Source organism: Helicobacter pylori, from assembly GCF_015904775.1.
Classification (GTDB): Bacteria; Campylobacterota; Campylobacteria; order Campylobacterales; family Helicobacteraceae; genus Helicobacter; species Helicobacter pylori_DM.
On sequence record NZ_JADZNC010000003.1, the window covers coordinates 1 to 21,853 of the forward strand.

Here is a 21,853-nt window from a genome sequence, read left to right on the forward strand (position 1 = left end):
CTTTGGTGTTTTTCACCATTTGAGCGGCTTCACCGATTTGATAGCCCGCACTCATGTAAAAGCCGTCGTCTTCAGCGTGGAGCAAAAACGAGAGAGAGAGAGAGTAAAAGGGTTTTTTTCATAAATTTTCTCCTTGAAATTAAAATAGTTAGGTAAGTCTTTTAAAAGAATAAGATCTTATCACAAGATTTCGTTAATATAGCGTGGATTGATAAGATTTTTGCGCTAATTTGGCGTTTTGTTGTTTCAAAAAAAAAAAAAAAAAAAAGATTTTGGGGTGTTTTGGAACCATTCTCAATAATTAAAAAGGTTTTAAAATTTGTTTTAATAGGGATAGCGGTAAAAATAAGAGTTTAGTTACTCGGTGGGATCGTTTTAGATTTGGTTGTAAAACTCTTAAGGGGGTATTTTAAATGGGATCGTTTTAGACTTGGCTGTAAGACTCTTAAGGGGGCATTTTAAAATAATGTTCTCACTAATAACGCTTAAGAAACCACCGCTAAAATCAAGCTTTTTCATTTTGTCATGAAGCACCCAAACACTAGAGATATTTGGGATTTCTGCTTGGGTGGTTTTAAGGGGGATTTTTATCGTTTTTACCGCTAGTGCTCCATAAAAGCCAAGCCAAGATTAAATAAGATTAAAAGGGGGCATGCCCCCTACTAGCCCTAAAAAATTTAGTGCTGTTTAAAAGGGCTATCCACGACTTTTTTCCTGTCCACAATGTAGGGGATTAAAGCCATGTGGCGGGCTCTTTTGATCGCCACTTCCACCCTCTCTTGCCACTTTTTGCTATTGCCTGTCAACCTCCTTGGCATGATTTTATAGCGCTCTGATAGCGTGTGCTTGAGCATGTCTAAATCTTTATAGTCAATAAAGCTGATTTTAGCTTCAGTGTATTTGCAATAGCGTTTTGAATAGCGTTTTCTTTCCATAATTTCTCCTTAAATTTTAACCCTTAAAAGGGGATTTCTTCTTCATCAATATTGATTTCAGGCACGCTGTTTTGATACTTGGACGGCTGTGCTTGTAAATTCTCTTTAGCGTAAGCGTTTTGTGGATAGCTTTGGGCTTGGTTGAAAGGATCCTGGCTAGGGGCGTTGTAATTAGTAGGATAAGCGTTGTTAAAATTCTCATGCGTCATGCTATCTTGCATGGCGTTTGCTTGGGGATTGTCTGACTTTTTATCCATAAATTGCAACGAGTCCGCTGTGATAGTGTGGCGGGAATTTTTTTTGCCCGTTTGATCCATCCAGCTCTCATAAGTCAAACGGCCTTCTATCAAAACGCTTGACCCCTTGCTCAAATACTGGTTAGCGATTTCGGCCGTTCGCCCAAACAAACGAGCGTCTATGAAGCACACTTCTTCGCCTAGCGTGCCGTCTTGCTTTTTAAAACGCCTGCTTGTGGCTAAACCTATTGTAGCCGCAGCCGAACCGCTAGGCAAATATTTCAACTCCACATTCCTAGTCAAACGCCCTACCATAATCACCTTATTAAACATGATAAGCCCTTATTCGCTATGAGATTCTGTGCTTTTTGCTTCCTCTGCGTGGTGAGAATGCGCGTGTTCGGTTTTTTCATGCTTTTCTTTGGCGTGTGATGGCTTTTTATTAGCCCTATCCACTAACGCATGCCACGCTTCCACTTCCTTCTTGCTTTCGTATTTGATCACAATGAAACGCAACATGTCTTCATTGATGCGATACAATCGTTCAAGCTCTAAAATCATGGACGGATCTGCTTTGAAATACGCCACATAATAATAGCCTCTTTTGTGCTTTTTGATTTCATAGGCTAAATTACGCATGCCCATATCCAGGCTCGTTTCAATCACGCCATGGTGCTTAGTGATCACTTCTCTATAAAACTCAATTTTGGATTTAATCTCTTCTTCTACTAAAGTAGGTTTGAGAATAAACATCGTTTCATAATGCCTCATCCATTCTCCTTGTGGTTGTATAGCCCTTTTTTTACTAAAAAAGAGCAAGGTCTAAAAAACTTTCAATTATACCTTGCTTTCGCTTGTTTTTGGATTAAATTTAGTTTTTTTGAAATATTAAAACTCAAAACGAAAAACGCCTTAGGCATTTTTCAAGGGTTAATGATTTTTTGAATGGGGGTCAAATACAAAAAGCCCAATTCCTTTTGCCCTTGCATGCTTTGAATGTGCCATAACCTAAAAATTTCAAAAACCCTCTTATAGCCGGCTTCTTTCAAACGCAGGGCGTTTTTAGCGTAATTTTCGGCAATTTCTTTAGGGGGAGCGTAGCCTAAAACCTCTTTAGCGTCCACTAAACCGGTCGTTTTAATGTGGGCGAAAAATAAAAAAAGCTGGTAAAAATACCGCTCCAACCCCCTTAAAATATCCGCATCTTTTTTGCCCTCTTTTAACAAATAATCATAAATATCAAGCACGCTTTTTTTCAAAAAAAGCCCTAAAATGAGCTTTTGCAAATCCATATCCCCCGCATTGGAGCTTAATTCTTGAATGTCTTCTAAAGTGATGGGCGCCTTTAAAACCGCTAACTTGTCTAAATCGTTAAACGAAATGCTTAAATCTTCGTTATTAATTTCAAAAAGAGCGTTTAAAAGATGGCTGCTGATGTCTAATTGTAAAACATTAGCCCTTTCTTGCAAGAATTTCAAACTCTCCCAAGTTTTAGGGGTAAAAAAACGCGCGCAAATGGCTTCATCTTTCAAGGGGCTTTTTTGGAAAAATTTAACGATAATTTCGCTAGTGTATTTGTATTTGGTGGTGTCGCTTTTAGAATTATAAAGCCCTATGATAAGCCTGTTATGGCTAGGCCGCTCTAAAGCTTTTAAAAAAAGATTGATATCATTTTCCTTAAATTTCTTATGCAGCGCAAAATCCAGTTTTAAAACGACTAAACTGCTCCCTCCAAATAAAGAATCCTGCTCTAAAAGGGTCGCAATTTGGCTTTTTTCATAATCGCTCGCATAAAAAAGCGAAGTTTCTGTGTCAGGGTTATTGCATTTAAAAAGCGCGCTAATCGTTTGAATGTAATAATGAATGAAAAAATCAAACTCCCCATACAAAAACACCGCTTTAGGGAGTCGTTGTTTCAAATAATTATCCAAATCTTTACGATACATGCTCTTTAATCCTTTCTGTGATTTCGCCTCTAACTTGCCCTAAAATCAAATCCGCATGCGTGATTGTAACGCGCACCTTTTCTAAAGGCTTAAAAACCTTGTTCGTTTTGATTAGAACTTTAAGCCCTATAAATTCTTTTAACCCCACCACTACCCAATCTTTAATCTCTAAAACCACGCCCAAAAATTCTTTTTCTAAAAGTTCTAAAGCTAAGCGAGCGAATTTGCGTTTGATAAAATCCCTTTCAATCAAAGCGGCCTTTTTTTGTGAAGCGTTCAATTCAGAACACAACTCAGGCGTTTCTTCTAACAAATACGAGCAACTTTTAGCTTGATGGAATAATAATTCTTTTAAAAGCCTGTGCAAGGCTAGATCGCTGTATCGTCTAATGGGCGAAGTGAAATGCGTATAGCTGGCAAACCCCAAACCAAAATGGCTTTCTTGCATGGGGCTATAAAGGGCTAAATTTTGAGACTTGATGATTAGGCGTGAAACTTCTCTTTCTATACTCTTTTCTTGGGCTATCTTTAAGGCATGCTCTAAAAAAGGAAAAAAGCCCATGTTTTTAGGGCGCACAATCTCATAATCAAAAAGCTTAGCGTAGAGGCGTTTTTGCTGCTCCAAACTGGGCTCTTTATGGGTGCGGTATATCCCCCTATTTTGAAAATACTCATCTAATAACCTAGCACTAGACTGGTTGGCTAAGAGCATGGCTTCTTCTATAAGGGTGTGTGCGTTACTTTCTTTTTCTGTTTCAATTTTTTCTATACGCCCTTCTTCATTCAAATACAGCTTGTTTTCAAAGGAATTGAAATTAAACCCCTTTTTTAAACGCTCCTTTTTTAGTTTTAAAGCCACCTCTAAAAACCCCAAAAGGCTTTGTTGCAAATCTTTATCTAAAGAGCTTTGTTGAGCGCTTAAAAAATGATTGATTTCTTCATAAGTGCAATTAGCCCTAACTTCAATGACGCCTTGAGATAATCGGGCGTTTTTCAAATTATCTAAAGGGATTTCATACACTAAAGCCAGGCGTTTTTCAAACGCTTTTAGTGAGCATGCCCCTTGAGACAAACTCAAAGGCAGCATGGGATAGACGCTGTTAGGGAAATACACGCTAAAGCCCCTAATCCTAGCTTCTTTATCCAAACTGGAATATTTCGGCACAAATTCGCTCACATCAGCAACCGCCACAAACAAAACCCTTTTTTCTTGATCATAAAAAATCGCATCGTCAAAATCTTTAGCGTCTTTGGGGTCAATGGTGATAAAAGGGAGGTGAGAATAATTGATCCTATCTTTAAAATCGCTCGCTTTAAGTTGCGCGTAATGTTGGGCTAAATTCAAACAATCTTTTGAAAAATCCTTAATCCTGTCAAAAAGGCTTAAAGAAAGATTTTCATCTATTAAAGGGTCTTCTAAAGCCCCTAAAATTTCGCTGATTTCACGCTTTTTAAGATCGATCTTCACCACGCAATGCCTGGGCAATTCTAATAAGGATTTTTGGCTGTGCTTTAAAGAAACAGGTTTTTTAAAAGGCTCTCTAAAAGGGATAGCCACAATCTGGTTTTTTTCTTTAGCCAAGTAAGCTATCATCGTGTGATCTGCATTTAAAAGAGCGGCTTTAAAAAAGGCTATGGGGCGTTTTTTAGAACATTCTATTTGGCATAAAATCAAAGCGTCTGTTTTAAAAAATGGGGGTAAGTTTTTGATTAAAGGGTCTTTAGGGTAATTTTTCGCTAAAGAAACGAAAAACGCCTTATTTTCTGCCCATTCAATCCTACCTATATCAAAGCCTTCTTTTAAAAAATAGTGCTCCTTTTTCAATTGAAGTGCTTCTTTTAAAACGCCCTTTTCTATTAGAGGAGCGAATGGTTTAGGGATCTTTTTAACCCCAAAAAACAGGCTTCTTAAAAACCCTTGCATCAAAAAACACTTCGCATGACTTCAAACGCTTTTGAATAAGGGATTTGAGAAGCGCTGAATTTTTCAAAACTTAAAGCAGCTTGATAAATGAGCATGTCTTTCCCGTCTTGAAAGGGGGTTTCTAACTCTTTAGCCAGAGATAAAAAGGGCGTTAAAAACCCATACGCCAAATCATAAGCGAGCTTGCCCTCTTTAAAATACCCTTTCAAAACCTCTTTATTTAAAGGCAATTCGTGATGCAAACTCGCTGAAGTGGCGTTAATAATCAAATCAAAAGCGCTTTTAGGAGGCTCCATGAAACAATCACAGCCCAGGCGTTGGAAAAAATCCAATCCCCTAGAAGAGCGGTTCAACACGCTCACTTGTAAGCCTTGTTTTTGTAATTCGCACGCTAGGGCTTTAGCGCTCCCCCCAGCGCCTAAAATCAAAGCGTTTTGGTAGTTTTTTTGCTTTAAAGAAAGATAAAACCCTAAAGCGTCGGTATTGTAACCCACAAGCTCATCATCTTCCAAAACAAGCGTATTGACTGAAGCGCATTCAAGCGCGATACCTTTGATTTTGTCGCAAACCTGAAACGCCCTTTCTTTAAAGGGTAGGGTTACATTAGCCCCACTCAATCCCAAATGCAAAAACTCGTTTTTGATGTGGCTTTCTAAAGGGAGTAATATGGGGTGGTAATGCCCCAAAAACCCTAATTCTTTTTGAAAAGTTAAAAAACAAGCGTTATGGATTAAGGGCGATTTGGAATGCTTAATGGGATTTCCCAAAACCCCAAAAGATTTTAATTTCATTATTCTTTCATTCAGCCTTTTTTAAAAGTTTTAAAGACACATAGCCCTTTGTTTTATTAGAAAATTCAATTTCAGCCCAATCGTTTTGGATTTCTAAAACCTTCACGCTTTTATTTTTTAAAAGCAATCCCAAGATTTTACCTTTTGTGCTAGGAAAAGCGCGCACATTCACGCCACTGACTGCGACCTTATACTCTAAAGGTTTTTTTCCTATTAAGGGGGTTGTAGGGGTTTTTTGATCATTTTGAATGGGCGAGACGCTGTCTTGTTTGGGTTTGTTTTCTTTTTCTTGCTCTTGTTTAGTTTCTTGTTTGGTTTCTTGTTTTTGCGCGGCTGTGTCTAAAGGTGGCGCTGTGTCTTTGGTGGGGTTTTCTTCTGTGGCGGTTGTGGTTGCGTTGGATTCTTCTTTGAGCGAAAGCGCGCTGTTTTGAGACTCTGTCTCGGTTTTTTCTGCATTTGGGCTTATTGGAGCGCTGTCTTTTTTCACATAAAAACCAAGTGCAGCATGCGCTAAAGCATACAACAACATGAACGCTAAAACCACTAATGATGGCCGCATAAAAAGTTTTAAAGAAGATTTCATCTCAGTTTTCATTCCTACCCTCAACGCTTTTCAAAATCAATCCTAGGGTCAATCACCACGCAGAGCAAATCGCTTATCAAACTCGCCACCAAACCTAAAAGCGTGAAAATATAAAGCGAACCAAACACAACGGGATAATCCCTACTCACAATGCTTTCATACCCTAAAAGCCCTAACCCATCCAAGCTAAAAACAATCTCTATCAACAAACTTGAGCTAAAAAACATGCCCAAAAAAGCCTGCGGGAAACCCGCTACCACTAATAAAATCGCATTGCGGAACACATGCGCATAAAAAATACGCCCCACTGAACAGCCCTTAGCCTTAGCGCTCAGTACATAGAGCTTGCCCATTTCATCTAAAAAAGAGTTTTTCACTAAAAGCGTGAGGCTTGCAAAACCCCCCAAAGAAATGCAAAGAACGGGCAAAGTGATATGCCATAAATAATCCTTGATTTTGCCTAACGCGCTCAAACTTTCAAAATTATCGCTCACCAACCCTTTTAAAGGGAACCAGTGCCAATAATTCCCTCCAGCAAAAAACACGATCAACACCACCGCAAACAAAAAAGCCGGGATAGCGTTAGCGACAATGATCACCACGCTGCTTAACACGTCTAAAGGCTCGTTATTGCGTTTGGCCTTGAAAATCCCTAAAGGGATAGAAATAAGATAAATCAAAAGCGTGCTAAAAAGCCCTAACGAAATGGATACGGGCAATTTTTCCTTAATCAAATCTACCACTTTAATCTGGCGATAAAAGCTCTCCCCAAAATCAAATTGCGCGTATTTTTTGAGCATGAGAAGATAGCGCTCCCCTATGGGCTTGTCAAAACCATAGAGTTTTTTTAAATTTTCTAACAAATCGCTCTCCAACCCTTGAGACGCCCTATACGAACGCTCTTTAACAACGCCTTGAATCTCTTTGGACTGCGTGTTATTGATTTTAGCCATCATCTGCTCTATAGGGCCTCCAGGAGCGGATTGGATCAGAAAAAAATTGATCGTCATGATGGCCAATAAAGTGGGGATAATTAAAAGCAAGCGTTTGAGGATGTAAGCAATCATTGAAGATCCTTTTCTTTTTTTATCCACCACAAATACGGCGAAAATCCATAGCTAGGGCTAACTTCAGGCATGCCAATGTAATTATACGCTGCGATCCTGTAATTAGGCAAATAAAAATGCGGTATCACATAAAACCCCCACAATAGCACCCTATCCATCGCTTGAATGGCGGCTAGTTGTTCCTTGTAATCTTTAGCGTTAATGATTCTTTCAATCAAATCATCTACCGCTTTACTAGAGATTCCCGCATAATTCCTTGTGCCTTTTTCCTTAGCACTCAAAGAGCCAAAATAAAAGCGTTGCTCATTACCCGGGAAAGACGATTGGCCTATCACTCCTACAATCATGTCAAAATCATAGCTTTTGATCCGATTGACATACTGGCTTAAATCCACCCTTTGGATTTTCATTTCAATCCCTAACACCCTTAAGTTTTTAGCAAAAGCTAGGGCCAGTCTTTCAAAGGCCGGGCTGTTTAAAAGCAAAGTGAAACTGAAAGGCTTGTTATTCTTATCCACCAAACGCATGTTTTTGTAAGAAAAGCCCGCGCTCTCTAAAAGCTTTTGGGCGTATTTTAAATTTTCCCTCAAATTATAGCCCAAAACATCAGGCCCATCGGTTCTAGGCACGATATAAGGCTCTTTAAAAACCCTTTCATCCAAACTCTTTTCATAAGGGGCTAGCAAGGCTTTTTCTTCAGGGCTTGGGAGGGGAGGGGACGCATAAATAGAGTTACTGAAAAAACTGGTGGTGCGCTTGTATTGCGAAAAAAACAAATTTTTATTCGCCCATTCAAAATCAAACGCATAAAACAAGGCTTCACGCACCCTTTTATCCTTGAAAATTTCTCGGCGCGTGTTGAAGAAAAACCCTTGCATGCCGCTTGGCATTTTATGGGCTATGAGGTATTTAGTGATTTTTTTATTATCCATAGCTTTCCCCACATAGCCCCTAGCCCAAATTTTAGCCGTGCTTTCAAGACGCCAATCATACGCCCCGCTTAAAAAAGCCTGTAAAGCAATGGTTTCATCTTTGTAATACTCAAATTTGATCTCATCAAAATTGAATTGCCCCTTTCTGCTGGGCAAATTCCTCGCCCAATAATTAGGGTTTCTTTGGTAGGTGATTTTCTTGCCCACATCAAAAGAAGCGATCACATAAGGGCCGCTAGAAACAGGAATGAGTAAGGGGTTTTTTTCAAAATAATCCTTTTGAAACGCTTTTTTGGAAAAGATCTGCAACTGCCCTAAAATGAGAGGCAATTCTTTATTTTCAGTGGTTTTGAAAATGAATTTAACATGGTGTTTGTCTAAGATAACCGCCTTTTTAACATCTTGGTAATACTGCCGATAAAGGGGCGATCCTAATTTCATGATCGTATCAAAACTAAACTTCACGTCGCTCGCTAAAATGGGAGCGTTATTGCTAAACCTCGCTCTTTTATCTATCGTAAAAATCACATAGCTGTTATCCTTAGCCACTTCTGCGTCTTTAGCGATTAAGGGGTATTCGGCAAAAGGTTCGTCTAAACTTTGCACCATTAAAGTGTCATAAATCAAATCCAAGCCTTCGGCTTTAGTGCCTTTAAGCGCGAAAGGGTTAAGGCTATCAAAAGTCCCTATAGCATCATTCCTTAAGACACCGCCTTTTCTGGCGTTAGGGTTAGCGTATTCAAAATGCGTGAAATTGTCTTTATATTTAGGCTCTTCGCCCAAGTATAAATAAGGCGTAGCCTTAAGGAAACAAAACACCCCTAACCATAAGCCTAAAATTTTCATCTAAACCAACCCCATCAATTCTTTAGCTTTTTGGTAAGTCATTTGCGCTAAAGGTCTGGCTTTTTTGACGCCGCCATTTAAGACGGCTTTCACTTCATCATCGCTGATTTCTTTGTATCTTTCTTGGATGGGTTTTAAAGATTGGATCACCACTTCAGCTAATTCCTTTTTAAAATCCCCATAGCCTTTATTTTTGAAACGCTCTTCTATGTTTTCTGGGCTTTCATCGCTCAAAAGCATGTAGATATTTAAAAGGTTAAAAATACCCTCTCTTTTTTCATCAAATGCAATAACGCCCATAGAATCAGTGGCCGCTTTTTTGATTTTTTTTACAATAATGTCTGGCTCATCTAAAAGAAAAATCGCATGGTTAGCCCCTTGATGCGATTTACTCATCTTCACTTTTGGATCGTCTAGCCCCATAACCCTTGCCCCCACTTTAGCGATCAAAGGCTCTGGCACTTTAAAGCAGTTCCCAAAATCCCTGTTAAATTTTTCTGCAACGTTTCGTGTGAGCTCTAAATGCTGTTTTTGATCTTCGCCCACTGGCACTAAATCGCTTTGGTATAATAAAATATCTGACGCCATCAAAATAGGGTAATTGAAAAGCCCCACGTTCACGCTTTTAGGGTTTTTTAAAGACTTGTCTTTGAATTGCGTCATTCGTTGCATTTCCCCCATAGACACCTGACAATTTAATAGCCATGCTAAAGCTGCGTGCTCATCCACTTCACTTTGAATGAATAACCCCGATTGCTTAGGATTAATCCCGCAAGCTAAAAGCAATTTGACTAACTCATAGGTTTGGGATTTTAAAAATGCAGGCTCTATGGGTAGGGTGATCGCATGCGAATTGACGATGCAAAAAAGGTTTTCATATTCATCTTGCAATTCTACCCAATGCTTGATCGCTCCTAAATAGTTGCCCAAGTGGATTTGCCCGGTAGGTTGGATGCCTGAAAAGACTCGTTTTTTGTGCATGTTGTTTCTCGCTCATTAGTTTAGCGTTTATTGTAACCACCTAATTTTAATATTTTAATTTATCTTGGTTTTTAAGAGCGCTTGATCCCAGAAAAGAGTAACACTTCATAGCTCAATTTTTCAAACGCCATGTTTTGGAAAAAATGTTTTTTTTGCTTGAAACTCAGCGTTGAACCCCCCAAAAGACCGCATTTTTTAAGGTAATTCAAGCAGTCTTGTTTGCGGTTGAAATAAAGGGCGAAGCGTTTGTTTTCCAATTCTATTTGAAAATTTTTAAAGGCGTTTTTGATTAAGGATTTGAGCGTTTTAAGATCCCTTAAAGGCGAAGGCGTGCCTAAAAACTCATGCACTTCATGCAAACTAAAATCCGTATGGATAGCTAAAGCGGCCTCCTTACTAAAAAGAGCGATTTTTTCTAAAACGCTTTTTAAATCCCTAGCCCATTGTAAAGAGGAAGAGGACACGACTAGATCGTAATCGCAAAAAACATGTTCTTCAAAATTTGCATGCTCTAAAGAGATTTTTTGAATGTTGATAGAATGCGTGGGGTGTAATTTGAGCATGTTTATGGAATTATCCAAAGCGATAAAATTTTCAATCACAATATTTTGCCGCTCTAAAGCGTTAAAAACAGCCCCACTCCCTGATCCTAAATCCAAAACTTTAGCGTAATGTTTTTGTTTTAAAAATTGAACAAGACAGATAGCGATTTGTTGCTGGATATGAGCAAAGAGGTGATAAGTTTTGGCATGCTTATTGAATGCATGCTGATTGAATGCATGCTGATTAAATGAATAAAAAGAGTCCAACACCACCGCCTTAACGCACTACCTTGAAAATTAAAACTAAATTTTAGTGTATTCTTAGCAAATTTTAGATAAGATTAAGCCTAATTTTTTCTAAATTTTAGGGATTTAAGGAATCAGTGTTTATGACAAACGCTCTGTTAGGCTTACAAATTGTTTTAGCGGTATTGATTGTGGTGGTGGTTTTGTTGCAAAAAAGTTCTAACATCGGCTTAGGGGCTTATAGCGGGAGCAACGATTCTTTATTTGGCGCTAAAGGGCCCGCAAGCTTTATGGCGAAATTGACCATGTTTTTAGGCTTATTGTTTGTCATCAACACCATCGCTTTGGGCTATTTTTACAACAAAGAATACGGCAAGAGCGTTTTAGATGAAACTAAAACTAAGCTTTCGCCCTTAGTCCCTGCCACCGGCACGCTTAACCCTACGCTTAATCCCACATTAAACCCAACGCTCAATCCTTTAGAGCAAGCCCCCACTAATCCTTTAATGCCACAACAAACGCCTAACAAACTCCCTAAAGAGCCAGCCAAAGTGCTTTCTGTTGAAAGCCCCAAAAAAAATGAAGAGAACGAAAAAAATGACGCCAAAGAGAATGGCATAAAGGGTGTTGAAAAAACCAAAGAGAACGCCAAAACGCCCCCAACCACCCACCAAAAGCCTAAAACGCATGCGACACAAACCAACGCCCATACCAACCAAAAAAAGGATGAAAAATAATGTTACAAGCCATTTATAACGAAACCAAAGATTTGATGCAAAAAAGCATTCAAGCTTTAAACAGAGATTTTTCCACTCTAAGGAGCGCGAAAGTTTCAGTCAATATCTTAGATCACATCAAAGTGGATTATTACGGCACGCCCACGGCATTAAATCAAGTCGGATCCGTGATGAGTGTGGATGCGACCACTCTTCAAATCAGCCCATGGGAAAAAAACCTGCTCAAAGAAATTGAAAGAGCCATTCAAGAAGCCAATATCGGCGTCAATCCTAATAACGACGGCGAAACGATCAAGCTTTTTTTCCCGCCCATGACAAGTGAGCAAAGAAAACTTATCGCAAAAGACGCCAAAGCGATGGGCGAAAAGGCTAAAGTGGCTGTAAGGAATATCCGCCAAGACGCCAACAATCAAGTGAAGAAATTAGAAAAAGACAAAGAAATCAGCGAAGATGAAAGCAAAAAAGCCCAAGAGCAGATCCAAAAAATCACCGATGAAGCCATTAAAAAAATTGATGAAAGCGTGAAAAACAAAGAAGACGCGATCTTAAAGGTCTAAACCATGGATATTAAGGCATGTTATCAAAACGCTCAAGCGCTATTAGAGGGGCATTTCTTGCTCAGTAGTGGGTTCCATTCCAATTATTATTTGCAATCCGCTAAAGTCTTAGAAGATCCCAAACTGGCCGAACAATTAGCGCTAGAATTAGCCAAACAAATCCAAGAAGCTCATTTGAATATTGAATGCGTTTGCTCGCCTGCGATTGGGGGGATCTTGGCTGGGTATGAGCTTGCAAGAGCTTTGGGCGTGCGTTTTATCTTCACCGAAAGAGTGGATAATACCATGACATTAAGGCGTGGTTTTGAAGTCAAAAAAAACGAAAAAATTTTAGTGTGCGAAGACATCATCACCACAGGAAAATCCGCCATGGAATGCGCTAAAGTCTTAGAAGAAAAGGGCGCTCAAATCGTGGCTTTTGGCGCTTTAGCCAATCGGGGCATTTGCAAACGCACTCATTCTCATTTAAAAGCCCAAGAGGGTGCGTGTTTGCCTAGCCATTTGCCCCTGTTTGCTTTAGAAGATTTTGTTTTTGACATGCACAAGCCTAGCTCTTGCCCTCTATGCGCTACTAGCACTGCTATAAAGCCAGGAAGTCGTGGCAACTAAAAAAACCAAAAAAAATAAAACCCCAGAAAAAAAGCAAGCGTTAGAAAGCCCTTTGAAAGGGCTGTATCTCTCTTTACGCTTAAAAGCCTTTATCACCGATATTTTTATGATTTATACCCCCATGCTTTACATAATGACTTATGCGATTTTAGGGAGCGCGAAGGATTTTAGGGAAAACCAGAGCGCGATTTTTTTATGCCTGCTTTTTTACGCCCTAACGCACAGCTTTTTTATCGCTTTTAAATCCCAAAGCCCTGGCATGCGTTACGCTCAGTTTAAATTGGTCAAAAATAATGGCGAAGAAGTGGGATTTTTTTTAGCTTTGTGGCGCTTTGTTTTGTGGGTGTTGAGCATGGGGTTACTTGTAGGGTTTGTTACGCCTTTTATTTTTAAGTTTTTTTTGCATGACAAACTCAGTGGCACTCATATTGAACTCATCAAGGAGGAAACATGAAAAATTTAGTGATTTTAAGCGGGGCTGGCATTTCAGCAGAAAGCGGGATTAAAACCTTTAGGGACGCTGATGGCTTGTGGGAAGGGCATGACATCATGGAAGTCGCCTCGCCTTATGGCTGGAAAAAGAACCCGCAAAAGGTGTTGGATTTTTACAACCAAAGGCGCCGACAGCTTTTTGAAGTTTATCCTAACAAAGCCCACAAGGCTTTAGCGGAATTGGAAAAACACTATCAAGTTAATATCATCACCCAAAATGTAGATGATTTGCATGAAAGGGCGGGTTCTTCTCGCATTTTGCACTTGCATGGGGAATTATTGAGCGTTCGCAGCGAAAAAGATCCTAATTTGGTTTATAGGTGGGAAAAGGACTTGAATTTAGGCGACTTGGCCAAAGACAAATCGCAATTACGCCCTGATATTGTGTGGTTTGGCGAAGAGGTGCCTTTGCTTAAAGAAGCGATTTCTTTAGTCAAACAAGCGCATCTTTTAATCATCATTGGCACTTCTTTGCAAGTCTATCCAGCCGCTAGTCTCTACACGCATGCGCATAAAGACGCTCTCATTTATTACATTGACCCTAAGGCTAAAAACGCCCATTTACCCCAAAATGTCCAATGCATTAATGAAAGCGCGGTGCATGCCATGCAAGATTTAATGCCCAAACTCATAGAAATGGCTTCTTAAGAGATGTTGAAATAATTTTTATTTTTTCAGCTAACGATTAGCAAAAACATGGTTTAATTGGCTTCATCATTTGCTAGTAATTAAAGGAGTTTGAGAGTCTGATGCAACAAGCCACAGAAGCATTGAATCACCCCTATTTTGGCGTTTTTGTTTTGTTGGTATTCACCTTTTGGGTGTTTAACTTAACCTTAAGGATTCAAAGGTTTTTAAGCCGTAAAATGGCTCAAAAAAAGGGCGAAAAGCTCAAGCTCGCTCCTTATGAATGCGGGCCTGTGACTCTCAAACAGCCTAATAGGGTGTCGCACCATTTCTATATCATGGCCATGCTTTTTATCTTATTTGATGTAGAAATCGTTTTCATGTTCCCTTGGGCGATTGATTTTAAAAAATTAGGCTTGTTTGGGCTCATTGAAATGCTAGGCTTTGTCTTCTTTTTAACCATTGGTTTTATTTACGCTTTAAAGCGAAACGCTTTGAGCTGGCAGAAATTAGAGGTGAAATAATGCAACAAGCACCGGTTGTTCTAAGCACTTTGGATAAATTATTGAATTGGGGGCGTTCTAATTCGCTCTGGCCCTTAACTTATGGCTTGGCGTGTTGCGCGATTGAGATGATGGCGACAGGGGGTTCAAGGTTTGATTTTGACAGATTTGGCACGATTTTTAGAGCGAGCCCTAGGCAATCTGATGTGATGATCATCGCCGGCACGCTCACTAAAAAACATGCCGAGTTTATGCGTAGGCTCTATGATCAAATGCCTGAACCTAAATGGGTGATTTCTATGGGGAGTTGCGCTAACACGGGCGGGATGTTCAACACTTATGCGACCGTTCAAGGAGCGGACAGGGTTGTTCCTGTGGATATTTATTTGCCCGGTTGCGCGCCGCGCCCAGAGACTTTACAATACGCTCTTATGGTTTTACAAGATAAAATCAGACGCTCTAAAGCGATCAAACAAGACGCTCCTAAAAGGTTAGTGTGATGGTAAGAAAACAATCCCCCTATGAAGATGTGCAAAAACAATCGCGCCAGCATGACCCCTATAAAATCATAGAACCCACCCCTAAAAAATATTTAGAGGGCAGTGCTTATGAGGTCATTTATAACCACCTTTCTTACAAGCATGAGGTTTTAGACAAATATATAGAAACTAACACGGCGGTGTTTTGGATCAAAAAAGACGATATTTTTTCTGTCGCTACGACTTTAAGGCATTTGGGTTATGAGTGTTTGAGCGAAATGAGCGCGATAGATTTGTGCGCTAAAAAAGGGCATTTTGAATTGTTTTATCAATTTGTGGGTTTTAGCGATAGTTGTAAGAACCGCCGTAGGGTACGCGTGAAATGCGTTTTATTGCCTAATGAGAGCGTGGATTCTTTGAGTTTTTTATATCGATCGGCTAATTGGAGCGAAAGGGAAGCGTATGACATGCTTGGCATTGTGTTTGACAAACACCCCTATTTGAAGCGCCTTATCATGCCGCATGATTGGGTAGGCCACCCCTTATTGCGCTCTTACCCGCTCAAAGGCGATGAATTCGCTCAATGGTATGAAGTGGATAAAATTTTTGGCAAAGAATACCGAGAAGTGGTGGGTAAAGAGCAACGAGACAGCGCGAGGGTGGATGAAAAAGACACTTTTAATTTCGCCAAAATCGGCTATGAGCAGGGCAAGGGCGAGGAATTAAAAGAAACAGAAGAAAAGCATGCGTTTAAGAAAATCCCTTTTGTCAAAGATTTGCACAAAATCGCCCCCACTATCTTAAAAAAGAGGCTATAAAATGGCTCAAAATTTCACGAAACTCAACCCTCAGTTTGAAAACATCATTTTTGAACATGACGACAACCAAATGATTTTAAACTTTGGCCCTCAACACCCCAGTAGTCATGGGCAATTGCGCTTGATTTTGGAATTAGAGGGCGAAAAAATCATTAAGGCTACCCCTGAAATTGGCTACTTGCATAGAGGCTGTGAAAAGTTAGGCGAAAACATGACCTATAACGAATACATGCCCACTACTGATAGATTGGATTACACTTCTTCTACCAGCAATAATTACGCTTACGCTTATGCGGTAGAGACCTTGCTCAATTTAGAAATCCCTCGTCGAGCGCAAGTGATCCGCACGATTTTACTAGAGCTTAACCGTATGATCTCACACATCTTTTTTATCAGCGTGCATGCTTTAGATGTGGGGGCGATGAGCGTGTTTTTGTATGCGTTTAAAACGAGGGAATACGGCTTGGATTTGATGGAGGATTATTGCGGGGCTAGGCTCACGCATAACGCTATAAGGATTGGGGGCGTGCCTTTAGATTTACCCCCTAATTGGTTAGAAGGCTTAAGAAAATTTTTAGGCGAAATGAGGGAATGCAAAAAACTCATTCAAGGCTTATTGGATAAGAATCGCATTTGGCGGATGCGCTTGGAAAATGTGGGCGTTGTAACGCCAAAAATGGCACAAAGCTGGGGCATGAGCGGTATCATGTTAAGAGGGACTGGGATCGCTTATGATATTAGGAAAGAAGAGCCTTATGAGCTTTATAAAGAGCTTGATTTTGATGTGCCGGTGGGCAATTATGGCGATAGTTATGATCGGTATTGTTTGTATATGCTAGAAATTGATGAAAGCATTCGCATCGTTGAACAACTCATTCCCATGTATGCTAAAACCGATACGCCTATCATGGCTCAAAATCCGCATTATATTTCTGCCCCTAAAGAAGATATAATGACGCAAAACTACGCCTTGATGCAGCATTTTGTTTTAGTGGCTCAAGGCATGCGCCCGCCCGTTGGGGAAGTGTATGCCCCCACAGAAAGCCCTAAAGGGGAGTTAGGGTTTTTTATCCATTCAGAGGGCGAGCCATACCCTCACAGATTAAAAATCAGAGCCCCTAGCTTTTATCACATTGGGGCTTTGAGCGATATTTTAGTGGGGCAATATTTAGCGGATGCAGTAACCGTGATTGGCTCAACCAATGCGGTGTTTGGCGAGGTGGATAGATGAAACGCTTTGATTTACGCCCCTTAAAAGCAGATATTTTTGAACGCTTAGAAGAATTGATTGAAAAAGAAATGCAACCTAATGAAGTCGCTATTTTCATGTTTGAAGTGGGGGATTTTTCTAATATCCCTAAGAGCGCTGAATTTATCCAATCTAAAGGGCATGAGCTTCTCAATTCCTTGCGTTTCAATCAAGCGGATTGGACGATTGTCGTGAGAAAAAAGGCTTGATTTTGAGCGGCTTTAACCCCTTAAATTCTCCCTTAAGCGCAAGCTCTTCAATTAGTTTGAAAGAAGCTTATTATTTAGAAAAATTATCTCTTCAAAAAGGGTTTAAGATCAATTACAAATTGAGCGAAGATAGCTTAAACCTTTTAGAAAAAAGCGATTTGTGCGTTTTGTTTGGGGGGTTTTCAAACGCTTGTTTGAATGAAAATGAACGATTGATTTTAGGAAGCATTAACCAATTAAAACGCCCCTACGCTCTATTAAGACCCTTACAAGATACAAGAGACTTGCAAGAAAATTGCCTTTTTGCGTCGTATGAAATCCACACGGAAGCGGCGATTTTGGCCTTGATTTTAAGGGGTATTTTAGAACAAACTTCCCGATTAAAAGGGCATGTTTTAGAAAAAATAGATGTGGGGTATTTAAGCTCTGAAGCGAACATGAGCGAAGAGGAATTACAAGATCTTATCGCGCTTATCATTAAAGCAAAAAAAAGGGCACTTGTTTTAAACAGAGAAATCACTAAGCATGCTCATAGCGCTTTTTTATACACCCTTTTAAGCGGGTTGCAAAACTACCTAGAAATTTTACACATCCCTTGCTATGATTCAAGCGCAACGACCGCTTTTTATGATTCTAAAGATCAAGAATGGTTGCTAGAAACAGCCCTAAAAGAGGGCATTTTGCCTTTTGAATCAGAGCTTCAATCAAAAGATTTAGAACTTTTAGAGCGAATGGGTGAGGCTAACGGCTCGTTTGTCTATGTTTCTTACAAGAGCCTTGAAACCCCCAAATTATCTTTTTCCAAACAATTTAAGATCGCTAATAAGATCCAGCATTCTAAAGCGGGGTTTCAAATCTCCAATCAAACGCTAGAATGCGAGTTAGAAGAAAGCCCCCATTTGAAGGGCTTGATTGCGATTTTAGAAGGGGCGTTTTTTGACGCTTACCCTTATATCCCTATTTTATCCCACTCTCAAGGAATTTCATGATCACAATGAATATCAATGGCAAAACGATTGAATGCCAAGAGGGACAAAGCGTTTTAGAGGCCGCTAGGAGCGCTGGGATCTACATCCCTACTATTTGCTATTTAAGCGGTTGCTCGCCCACAGTCGCATGCAAAATGTGCATGGTTGAAATGGATGGCAAACGCATTTATAGCTGCAACACGAAAGCCAAAAATAACGCCACCATTCTCACTAACACCCCCACGCTCATGGATGAAAGAAAAAGCATCATGCAAACTTATGATGTCAACCACCCCCTAGAGTGTGGCGTGTGCGATAAGAGCGGGGAGTGCGAATTGCAAGACATGACGCATTTAACCGGCGTGGAGCACCAACCTTATGCGGTGGCTGATGATTTTAAAGCTCTAGATTCATGGGCAAAAGCCTTGTATGATCCTAATTTGTGCATCATGTGCGAAAGGTGTGTAACCACTTGCAAGGACAATGTGGGCGAAAACAACCTCAAAGCCACTAAAGCCGATTTGCATGCTCCGGATAAATTTAAAGACAGCATGTCCAAAGACGCTTTTAGCGTGTGGAGTCGTAAGCAAAAAGGCATTATTTCTTTTGTGGGCAGTGTGCCTTGTTATGATTGCGGGGAATGCATTGCGGTATGCCCTGTGGGCGCTTTGAGCTATAAAGATTTCGCTTACACGGCTAACGCATGGGAACTAAAAAAGATCCATTCCACTTGTTCGCATTGCTCAGCCGGGTGTTTGATTTCTTATGATGTGCGCCATTTTGATACTCTAGGCGAAGAATCTAAGATTTTTAGGGTGCTTAATGATTTTTACCATAACCCTATTTGTGGGGCAGGCCGGTTTGCTTTTGATGTGAGCTCTAGCCCTAAAGGCAGCGCTAATCTTAAAGAAGCGCAAAACGCCCTCAAAGAATGCGAAGCGGTGCGAATAGGTGGGGATATTACGAATGAAGAGGCGTTTTTAATAGAGCGTTTAAGAAAAGAATTGAATTTTAAAATCTATAATCAAGAAGCGTATCGTTTCCAGCAATTCTTAAAGGTATTGGGCGAAATTAAACGCCCTAGCGTTGAAGAAATTAAAACTTCCAATTTGGTCGTTACGATAGGATCTTCTATCAAAACGGAAAACCCTTTGGTGCGCTATGCCATCAATAACGCCCTCAAACTCAATAAAGCTTCTTTGATCGCTATGCACCCTATTAAGGATAACGCGTTAGCGAATTTGTGCCGAAGCTCTTTTTGCATCACCCATGAAGTGGGGGCTGAAGAAATCCTTTTAGGCATGCTTTTAAAAATGCTTAACATTGAAAGCGTAGCTCTAAAAAGCTTAGAAGATTCCAAGCAAAATATTGTAGATGAAGCGGCTCTTAAAGCCTTAGAAGAAGAGCGAAAAAAAGCTTTAGAACAAGCCGAGCAAGGGTGCAGTATTGGAGAAAATAAGGCAGAAAATCAAGAAGAGGATAAAACAGAAGCGACTACTCCAAAAGAAGAAAATCAAGAAGAAGCAGCTGCCACAAAAGAAAATCAAGAAGAAAACAAGACAGAGGTTAAAGAAGAAAAAACTGAAGTCCCTACCAAAACCACTTATTTGTTGCTTGAAGAAGCGGGCATCAATTTAGAAACTTATGAAAAAATTCTCGCTCTTTTGCAAAAATCAAACAACACCTTGCTGGTGGTTGGCGAAGAAATCTATAGCCACAAACAAGCCCATAACATCGCTAAAATGTTGCGTTTGTTAGCCCAAAAAAGCGCTATTAAACTCATTCTTATCCCCCCAAGCGCGAACGCTTTAGGCATCGCTTCTATTTGTCAATTGAGCGAAGAAATTTTTGAACATGAAAAAATTGTAGGCATTCGTGCTCAAGGGGATTTCACTATCAATAGCGATGATAGGGTTTTTGGGAAAGACACTGTGAGTAAAGTGGATTTTATTTTGCCCAGTCTCAACCAGCTAGAAGGCACGATCACCAATATTGAAGGGCGTGTGTTGCCCTTAAAACCGGCTTTGAGGTTTGAGGGCTATGATTTGAGCGATATTGTGCAAGGCTTTGGCTTTGTGGAAGAAAATCTCACAGAATGCACCCACAAACTCCCTACAGAAGCGGGCTTTAAAGCCATGGAATTTGATCATCTAACCAACTATTTCACTAATGACAGGGTCAATCACAGAGGCTATTTATTAGGGACAAGCCATTTTGAAAACAGCGCTAAAGAGCATGAAAAAACAGAATGCGAACCTATCAAGCCTTTAAAAGAAAAAATCGTTTTCAACGCGTATTTAAAATACCCAGAAACGCAATTCAATAACGCTACCAATAAAAGCGAGAATTTGCAATTAAAGACTGGTATTTATGTGTCTAAAGCTTTCTTAAAAAAATTGGATAAAGAAGTGGGGCAAAACATCACTTTATCTAAAGAAGAAGAGGAACTAACGGGCGTTTTGTATCTTGATGAAAGCTTGGATCAGGAAGTGTTTGTCATCTCGCCTTCTCTTTTGACAAATCATTCTGGCTTTTTTAGAGAGGGTGTGTTTGATAGCGTGGATTTAAAGGAGCAAGCATGAGCGCTTATGTCATTGAAACCCTGATTAAAATTTTGATTTTAGTCGCTGTATTTTCGGCTTTAGGAGGCTTTGCCACTTATATTGAAAGGAAAGTGTTAGCCTATTTCCAACGCCGTTTAGGGCCTTGTTATGTGGGGCCTTTTGGGCTTTTGCAAGTCGCAGCAGACGGCATTAAGCTTTTCACCAAAGAAGACATTATCCCTCAAGGCGCGAACAAATTCATTTTCACGCTAGCGCCCATTATTGCGATGGTGAGCGCGTTTGTGTCCATGGCGCCTATCCCCTTTTTCCCTAATTTCACTCTGTTTGGCTATGAGATCAAGCCCCTTATTTCTGACATCAACATTGGCTTTTTGTTTTTCTTAGCCGTGGGTTCAGCAGGGATTTATGCGCCTATTTTAGCTGGGCTTGCCTCTAATAACAAATACTCTTTAATTGGTTCCGCAAGAGCGACGATCCAACTGCTCAGCTTTGAAGTGGTCAGCACTTTAACCATTCTAGCCCCCTTAATGGTGGTAGGATCGCTCTCTTTAGTGGAAATCAATCATTACCAAAGCGGTGGGTTTTTAGACTGGCTTGTGTTTAAGCAGCCTCTAGCGTTTGTTTTGTTTTTGATCGCAAGTTATGCTGAATTGAATCGAACCCCCTTTGACTTGTTAGAGCATGAAGCCGAGATCGTGGCGGGGTATTGCACCGAATACAGCGGCTTGAAATGGGGCATGTTCTTTTTAGCGGAATACGCGCATTTATTCGCTTTTTCCTTTGTGATTTCTATTGTGTTTTTTGGCGGGTTTAACGCATGGGGCTTTATCCCTGGGGGAATAGCGATTTTAATCAAAGCGGGCTTTTTTGTCTTTTTATCCATGTGGGTTAGAGCGACTTATCCGCATGTAAGGCCCGATCAGTTGATGGATATGTGCTGGAAAATCATGTTGCCTTTAGCGTTATTGAATATCGTGCTAACAGGCATTATCATTTTAATTTAAAGGAGGTT

At 40.1% G+C, this 21,853-nt stretch carries 25 protein-coding genes; 14 read left to right on the plus strand and 11 right to left on the minus strand.

The features are described 5' to 3' along the window. Positions 1–677: 677 nt before the first annotated feature. From rpsR to rpsF, 3 genes are read right to left on the minus strand one after another with little or no spacing between them, the layout of a single operon-like run. Entirely contained in the window at positions 678–935 is a 258-nt protein-coding gene (gene rpsR / locus I6852_RS02400) for a 30S ribosomal protein S18 (protein ID WP_000440196.1), read from the minus strand. 23 nt (positions 936–958) lie between these two features. Next, positions 959–1,504 carry a single-stranded DNA-binding protein gene (locus I6852_RS02405; protein ID WP_000482439.1) on the minus strand — a complete coding sequence of 182 codons (546 nt, stop codon included), beginning with the start codon at positions 1,502–1,504 and terminating at the stop codon, positions 959–961. Positions 1,505–1,513: 9 nt separating this feature from the next. Then, entirely contained in the window at positions 1,514–1,942 is a 429-nt protein-coding gene (gene rpsF / locus I6852_RS02410; RefSeq protein WP_001216725.1) for a 30S ribosomal protein S6, read from the minus strand. On the opposite strand from rpsF, the gene I6852_RS08165 reads away from it, so the two are divergent. Continuing rightward, positions 1,934–2,116 (plus strand): hypothetical protein, encoded by a 183-nt coding sequence (locus I6852_RS08165; protein WP_316500023.1) that lies wholly within the window; start codon positions 1,934–1,936, stop codon positions 2,114–2,116. The two genes, rpsF and I6852_RS08165, sit on opposite strands and share 9 nt — an antisense overlap. Here I6852_RS08165 and holA read toward each other — a convergent pair. From holA to I6852_RS02450, 8 genes are all read right to left on the minus strand, one after another. Further along, complete coding sequence (gene holA, locus I6852_RS02415) at positions 2,095–3,117, minus strand: DNA polymerase III subunit delta (protein WP_197291910.1); 1,023 nt, start codon at positions 3,115–3,117, stop codon at positions 2,095–2,097. The genes I6852_RS08165 and holA overlap by 22 nt on opposite strands. After that, a complete protein-coding gene (locus tag I6852_RS02420) occupies positions 3,107–5,041 on the minus strand; it encodes an RNB domain-containing ribonuclease (RefSeq protein ID WP_197291909.1) in 1,935 nt (644 codons plus the stop codon). Before I6852_RS02420 ends, holA begins: the two co-directional genes overlap by 11 nt. Next, positions 5,041–5,832 (minus strand): shikimate dehydrogenase, encoded by a 792-nt coding sequence (locus I6852_RS02425; RefSeq protein WP_197291908.1) that lies wholly within the window; start codon positions 5,830–5,832, stop codon positions 5,041–5,043. The genes I6852_RS02420 and I6852_RS02425 overlap by 1 nt, the downstream gene beginning before the upstream one ends. A 7-nt stretch (positions 5,833–5,839) precedes the next feature. Beyond that, positions 5,840–6,427: an SH3 domain-containing protein gene (locus tag I6852_RS02430; protein WP_197291907.1), complete on the minus strand. Its 588-nt coding sequence runs from the start codon at positions 6,425–6,427 to the stop codon at positions 5,840–5,842. 8 nt (positions 6,428–6,435) lie between these two features. Next, entirely contained in the window at positions 6,436–7,482 is a 1,047-nt protein-coding gene (locus tag I6852_RS02435) for a microcin C ABC transporter permease YejB (protein ID WP_079304634.1), read from the minus strand. Next, a complete protein-coding gene (locus I6852_RS02440) occupies positions 7,479–9,260 on the minus strand; it encodes an extracellular solute-binding protein (RefSeq protein WP_197291906.1) in 1,782 nt (593 codons plus the stop codon). Before I6852_RS02440 ends, I6852_RS02435 begins: the two co-directional genes overlap by 4 nt. Beyond that, entirely contained in the window at positions 9,261–10,241 is a 981-nt protein-coding gene (gene trpS / locus I6852_RS02445) for a tryptophan--tRNA ligase (RefSeq protein WP_197291905.1), read from the minus strand. Between the two features lie 71 nt (positions 10,242–10,312). After that, a complete protein-coding gene (locus I6852_RS02450; RefSeq protein WP_197291904.1) occupies positions 10,313–11,050 on the minus strand; it encodes a methyltransferase domain-containing protein in 738 nt (245 codons plus the stop codon). A 122-nt stretch (positions 11,051–11,172) separates the two neighbouring features. Here I6852_RS02450 and secG point away from each other — a divergent pair, with 122 nt between their 5' ends. The 13 genes from secG to nuoH all read left to right on the plus strand — a co-directional run bounded on the left by secG (position 11,173) and on the right by nuoH (position 21,845). Continuing rightward, positions 11,173–11,766: a preprotein translocase subunit SecG gene (gene secG / locus I6852_RS02455; RefSeq protein WP_197291903.1), complete on the plus strand. Its 594-nt coding sequence runs from the start codon at positions 11,173–11,175 to the stop codon at positions 11,764–11,766. Further along, a complete protein-coding gene (frr, locus tag I6852_RS02460; protein ID WP_079308045.1) occupies positions 11,766–12,323 on the plus strand; it encodes a ribosome recycling factor in 558 nt (185 codons plus the stop codon). The genes secG and frr overlap by 1 nt, the downstream gene beginning before the upstream one ends. 3 nt (positions 12,324–12,326) lie before the next feature. Continuing rightward, positions 12,327–12,932 carry an orotate phosphoribosyltransferase gene (gene pyrE, locus I6852_RS02465; RefSeq protein ID WP_120844753.1) on the plus strand — a complete coding sequence of 202 codons (606 nt, stop codon included), beginning with the start codon at positions 12,327–12,329 and terminating at the stop codon, positions 12,930–12,932. Next, positions 12,922–13,386: an RDD family protein gene (locus I6852_RS02470; protein ID WP_197291902.1), complete on the plus strand. Its 465-nt coding sequence runs from the start codon at positions 12,922–12,924 to the stop codon at positions 13,384–13,386. The genes pyrE and I6852_RS02470 overlap by 11 nt, the downstream gene beginning before the upstream one ends. Beyond that, the gene (locus I6852_RS02475) at positions 13,383–14,072 is read left to right on the plus strand and encodes an SIR2 family NAD-dependent protein deacylase (protein WP_128016228.1); all 690 of its coding nucleotides are present in this window, start codon (positions 13,383–13,385) and stop codon (positions 14,070–14,072) included. Before I6852_RS02470 ends, I6852_RS02475 begins: the two co-directional genes overlap by 4 nt. Before the next feature lie 101 nt (positions 14,073–14,173). Then, positions 14,174–14,575, plus strand: a complete 402-nt coding sequence (locus tag I6852_RS02480; protein WP_197291901.1) for an NAD(P)H-quinone oxidoreductase subunit 3 — start codon at positions 14,174–14,176, stop codon at positions 14,573–14,575. Beyond that, the gene (locus I6852_RS02485; RefSeq protein WP_001183511.1) at positions 14,575–15,054 is read left to right on the plus strand and encodes a NuoB/complex I 20 kDa subunit family protein; all 480 of its coding nucleotides are present in this window, start codon (positions 14,575–14,577) and stop codon (positions 15,052–15,054) included. The genes I6852_RS02480 and I6852_RS02485 overlap by 1 nt, the downstream gene beginning before the upstream one ends. Continuing rightward, positions 15,054–15,851, plus strand: coding sequence for an NADH-quinone oxidoreductase subunit C (locus tag I6852_RS02490; RefSeq protein ID WP_029650154.1), 798 nt, complete (start codon positions 15,054–15,056; stop codon positions 15,849–15,851). Before I6852_RS02485 ends, I6852_RS02490 begins: the two co-directional genes overlap by 1 nt. A 1-nt stretch (position 15,852) precedes the next feature. Beyond that, positions 15,853–17,082, plus strand: coding sequence for an NADH dehydrogenase (quinone) subunit D (gene nuoD, locus I6852_RS02495; RefSeq protein WP_165534669.1), 1,230 nt, complete (start codon positions 15,853–15,855; stop codon positions 17,080–17,082). Beyond that, a complete protein-coding gene (locus I6852_RS02500) occupies positions 17,079–17,309 on the plus strand; it encodes an NADH-ubiquinone oxidoreductase subunit E family protein (RefSeq protein WP_000819164.1) in 231 nt (76 codons plus the stop codon). Before nuoD ends, I6852_RS02500 begins: the two co-directional genes overlap by 4 nt. 2 nt (positions 17,310–17,311) lie before the next feature. Next, positions 17,312–18,298: a hypothetical protein gene (locus I6852_RS02505; protein ID WP_197291911.1), complete on the plus strand. Its 987-nt coding sequence runs from the start codon at positions 17,312–17,314 to the stop codon at positions 18,296–18,298. Continuing rightward, on the plus strand, positions 18,295–20,859 hold the full coding sequence (locus I6852_RS02510; RefSeq protein WP_197291900.1) for an NADH-quinone oxidoreductase subunit G: 2,565 nt from the start codon (positions 18,295–18,297) through the stop codon (positions 20,857–20,859). Before I6852_RS02505 ends, I6852_RS02510 begins: the two co-directional genes overlap by 4 nt. After that, the gene (gene nuoH / locus I6852_RS02515; RefSeq protein ID WP_079299291.1) at positions 20,856–21,845 is read left to right on the plus strand and encodes an NADH-quinone oxidoreductase subunit NuoH; all 990 of its coding nucleotides are present in this window, start codon (positions 20,856–20,858) and stop codon (positions 21,843–21,845) included. The genes I6852_RS02510 and nuoH overlap by 4 nt, the downstream gene beginning before the upstream one ends. The last annotated feature ends 8 nt before the right edge of the window (positions 21,846–21,853 follow it).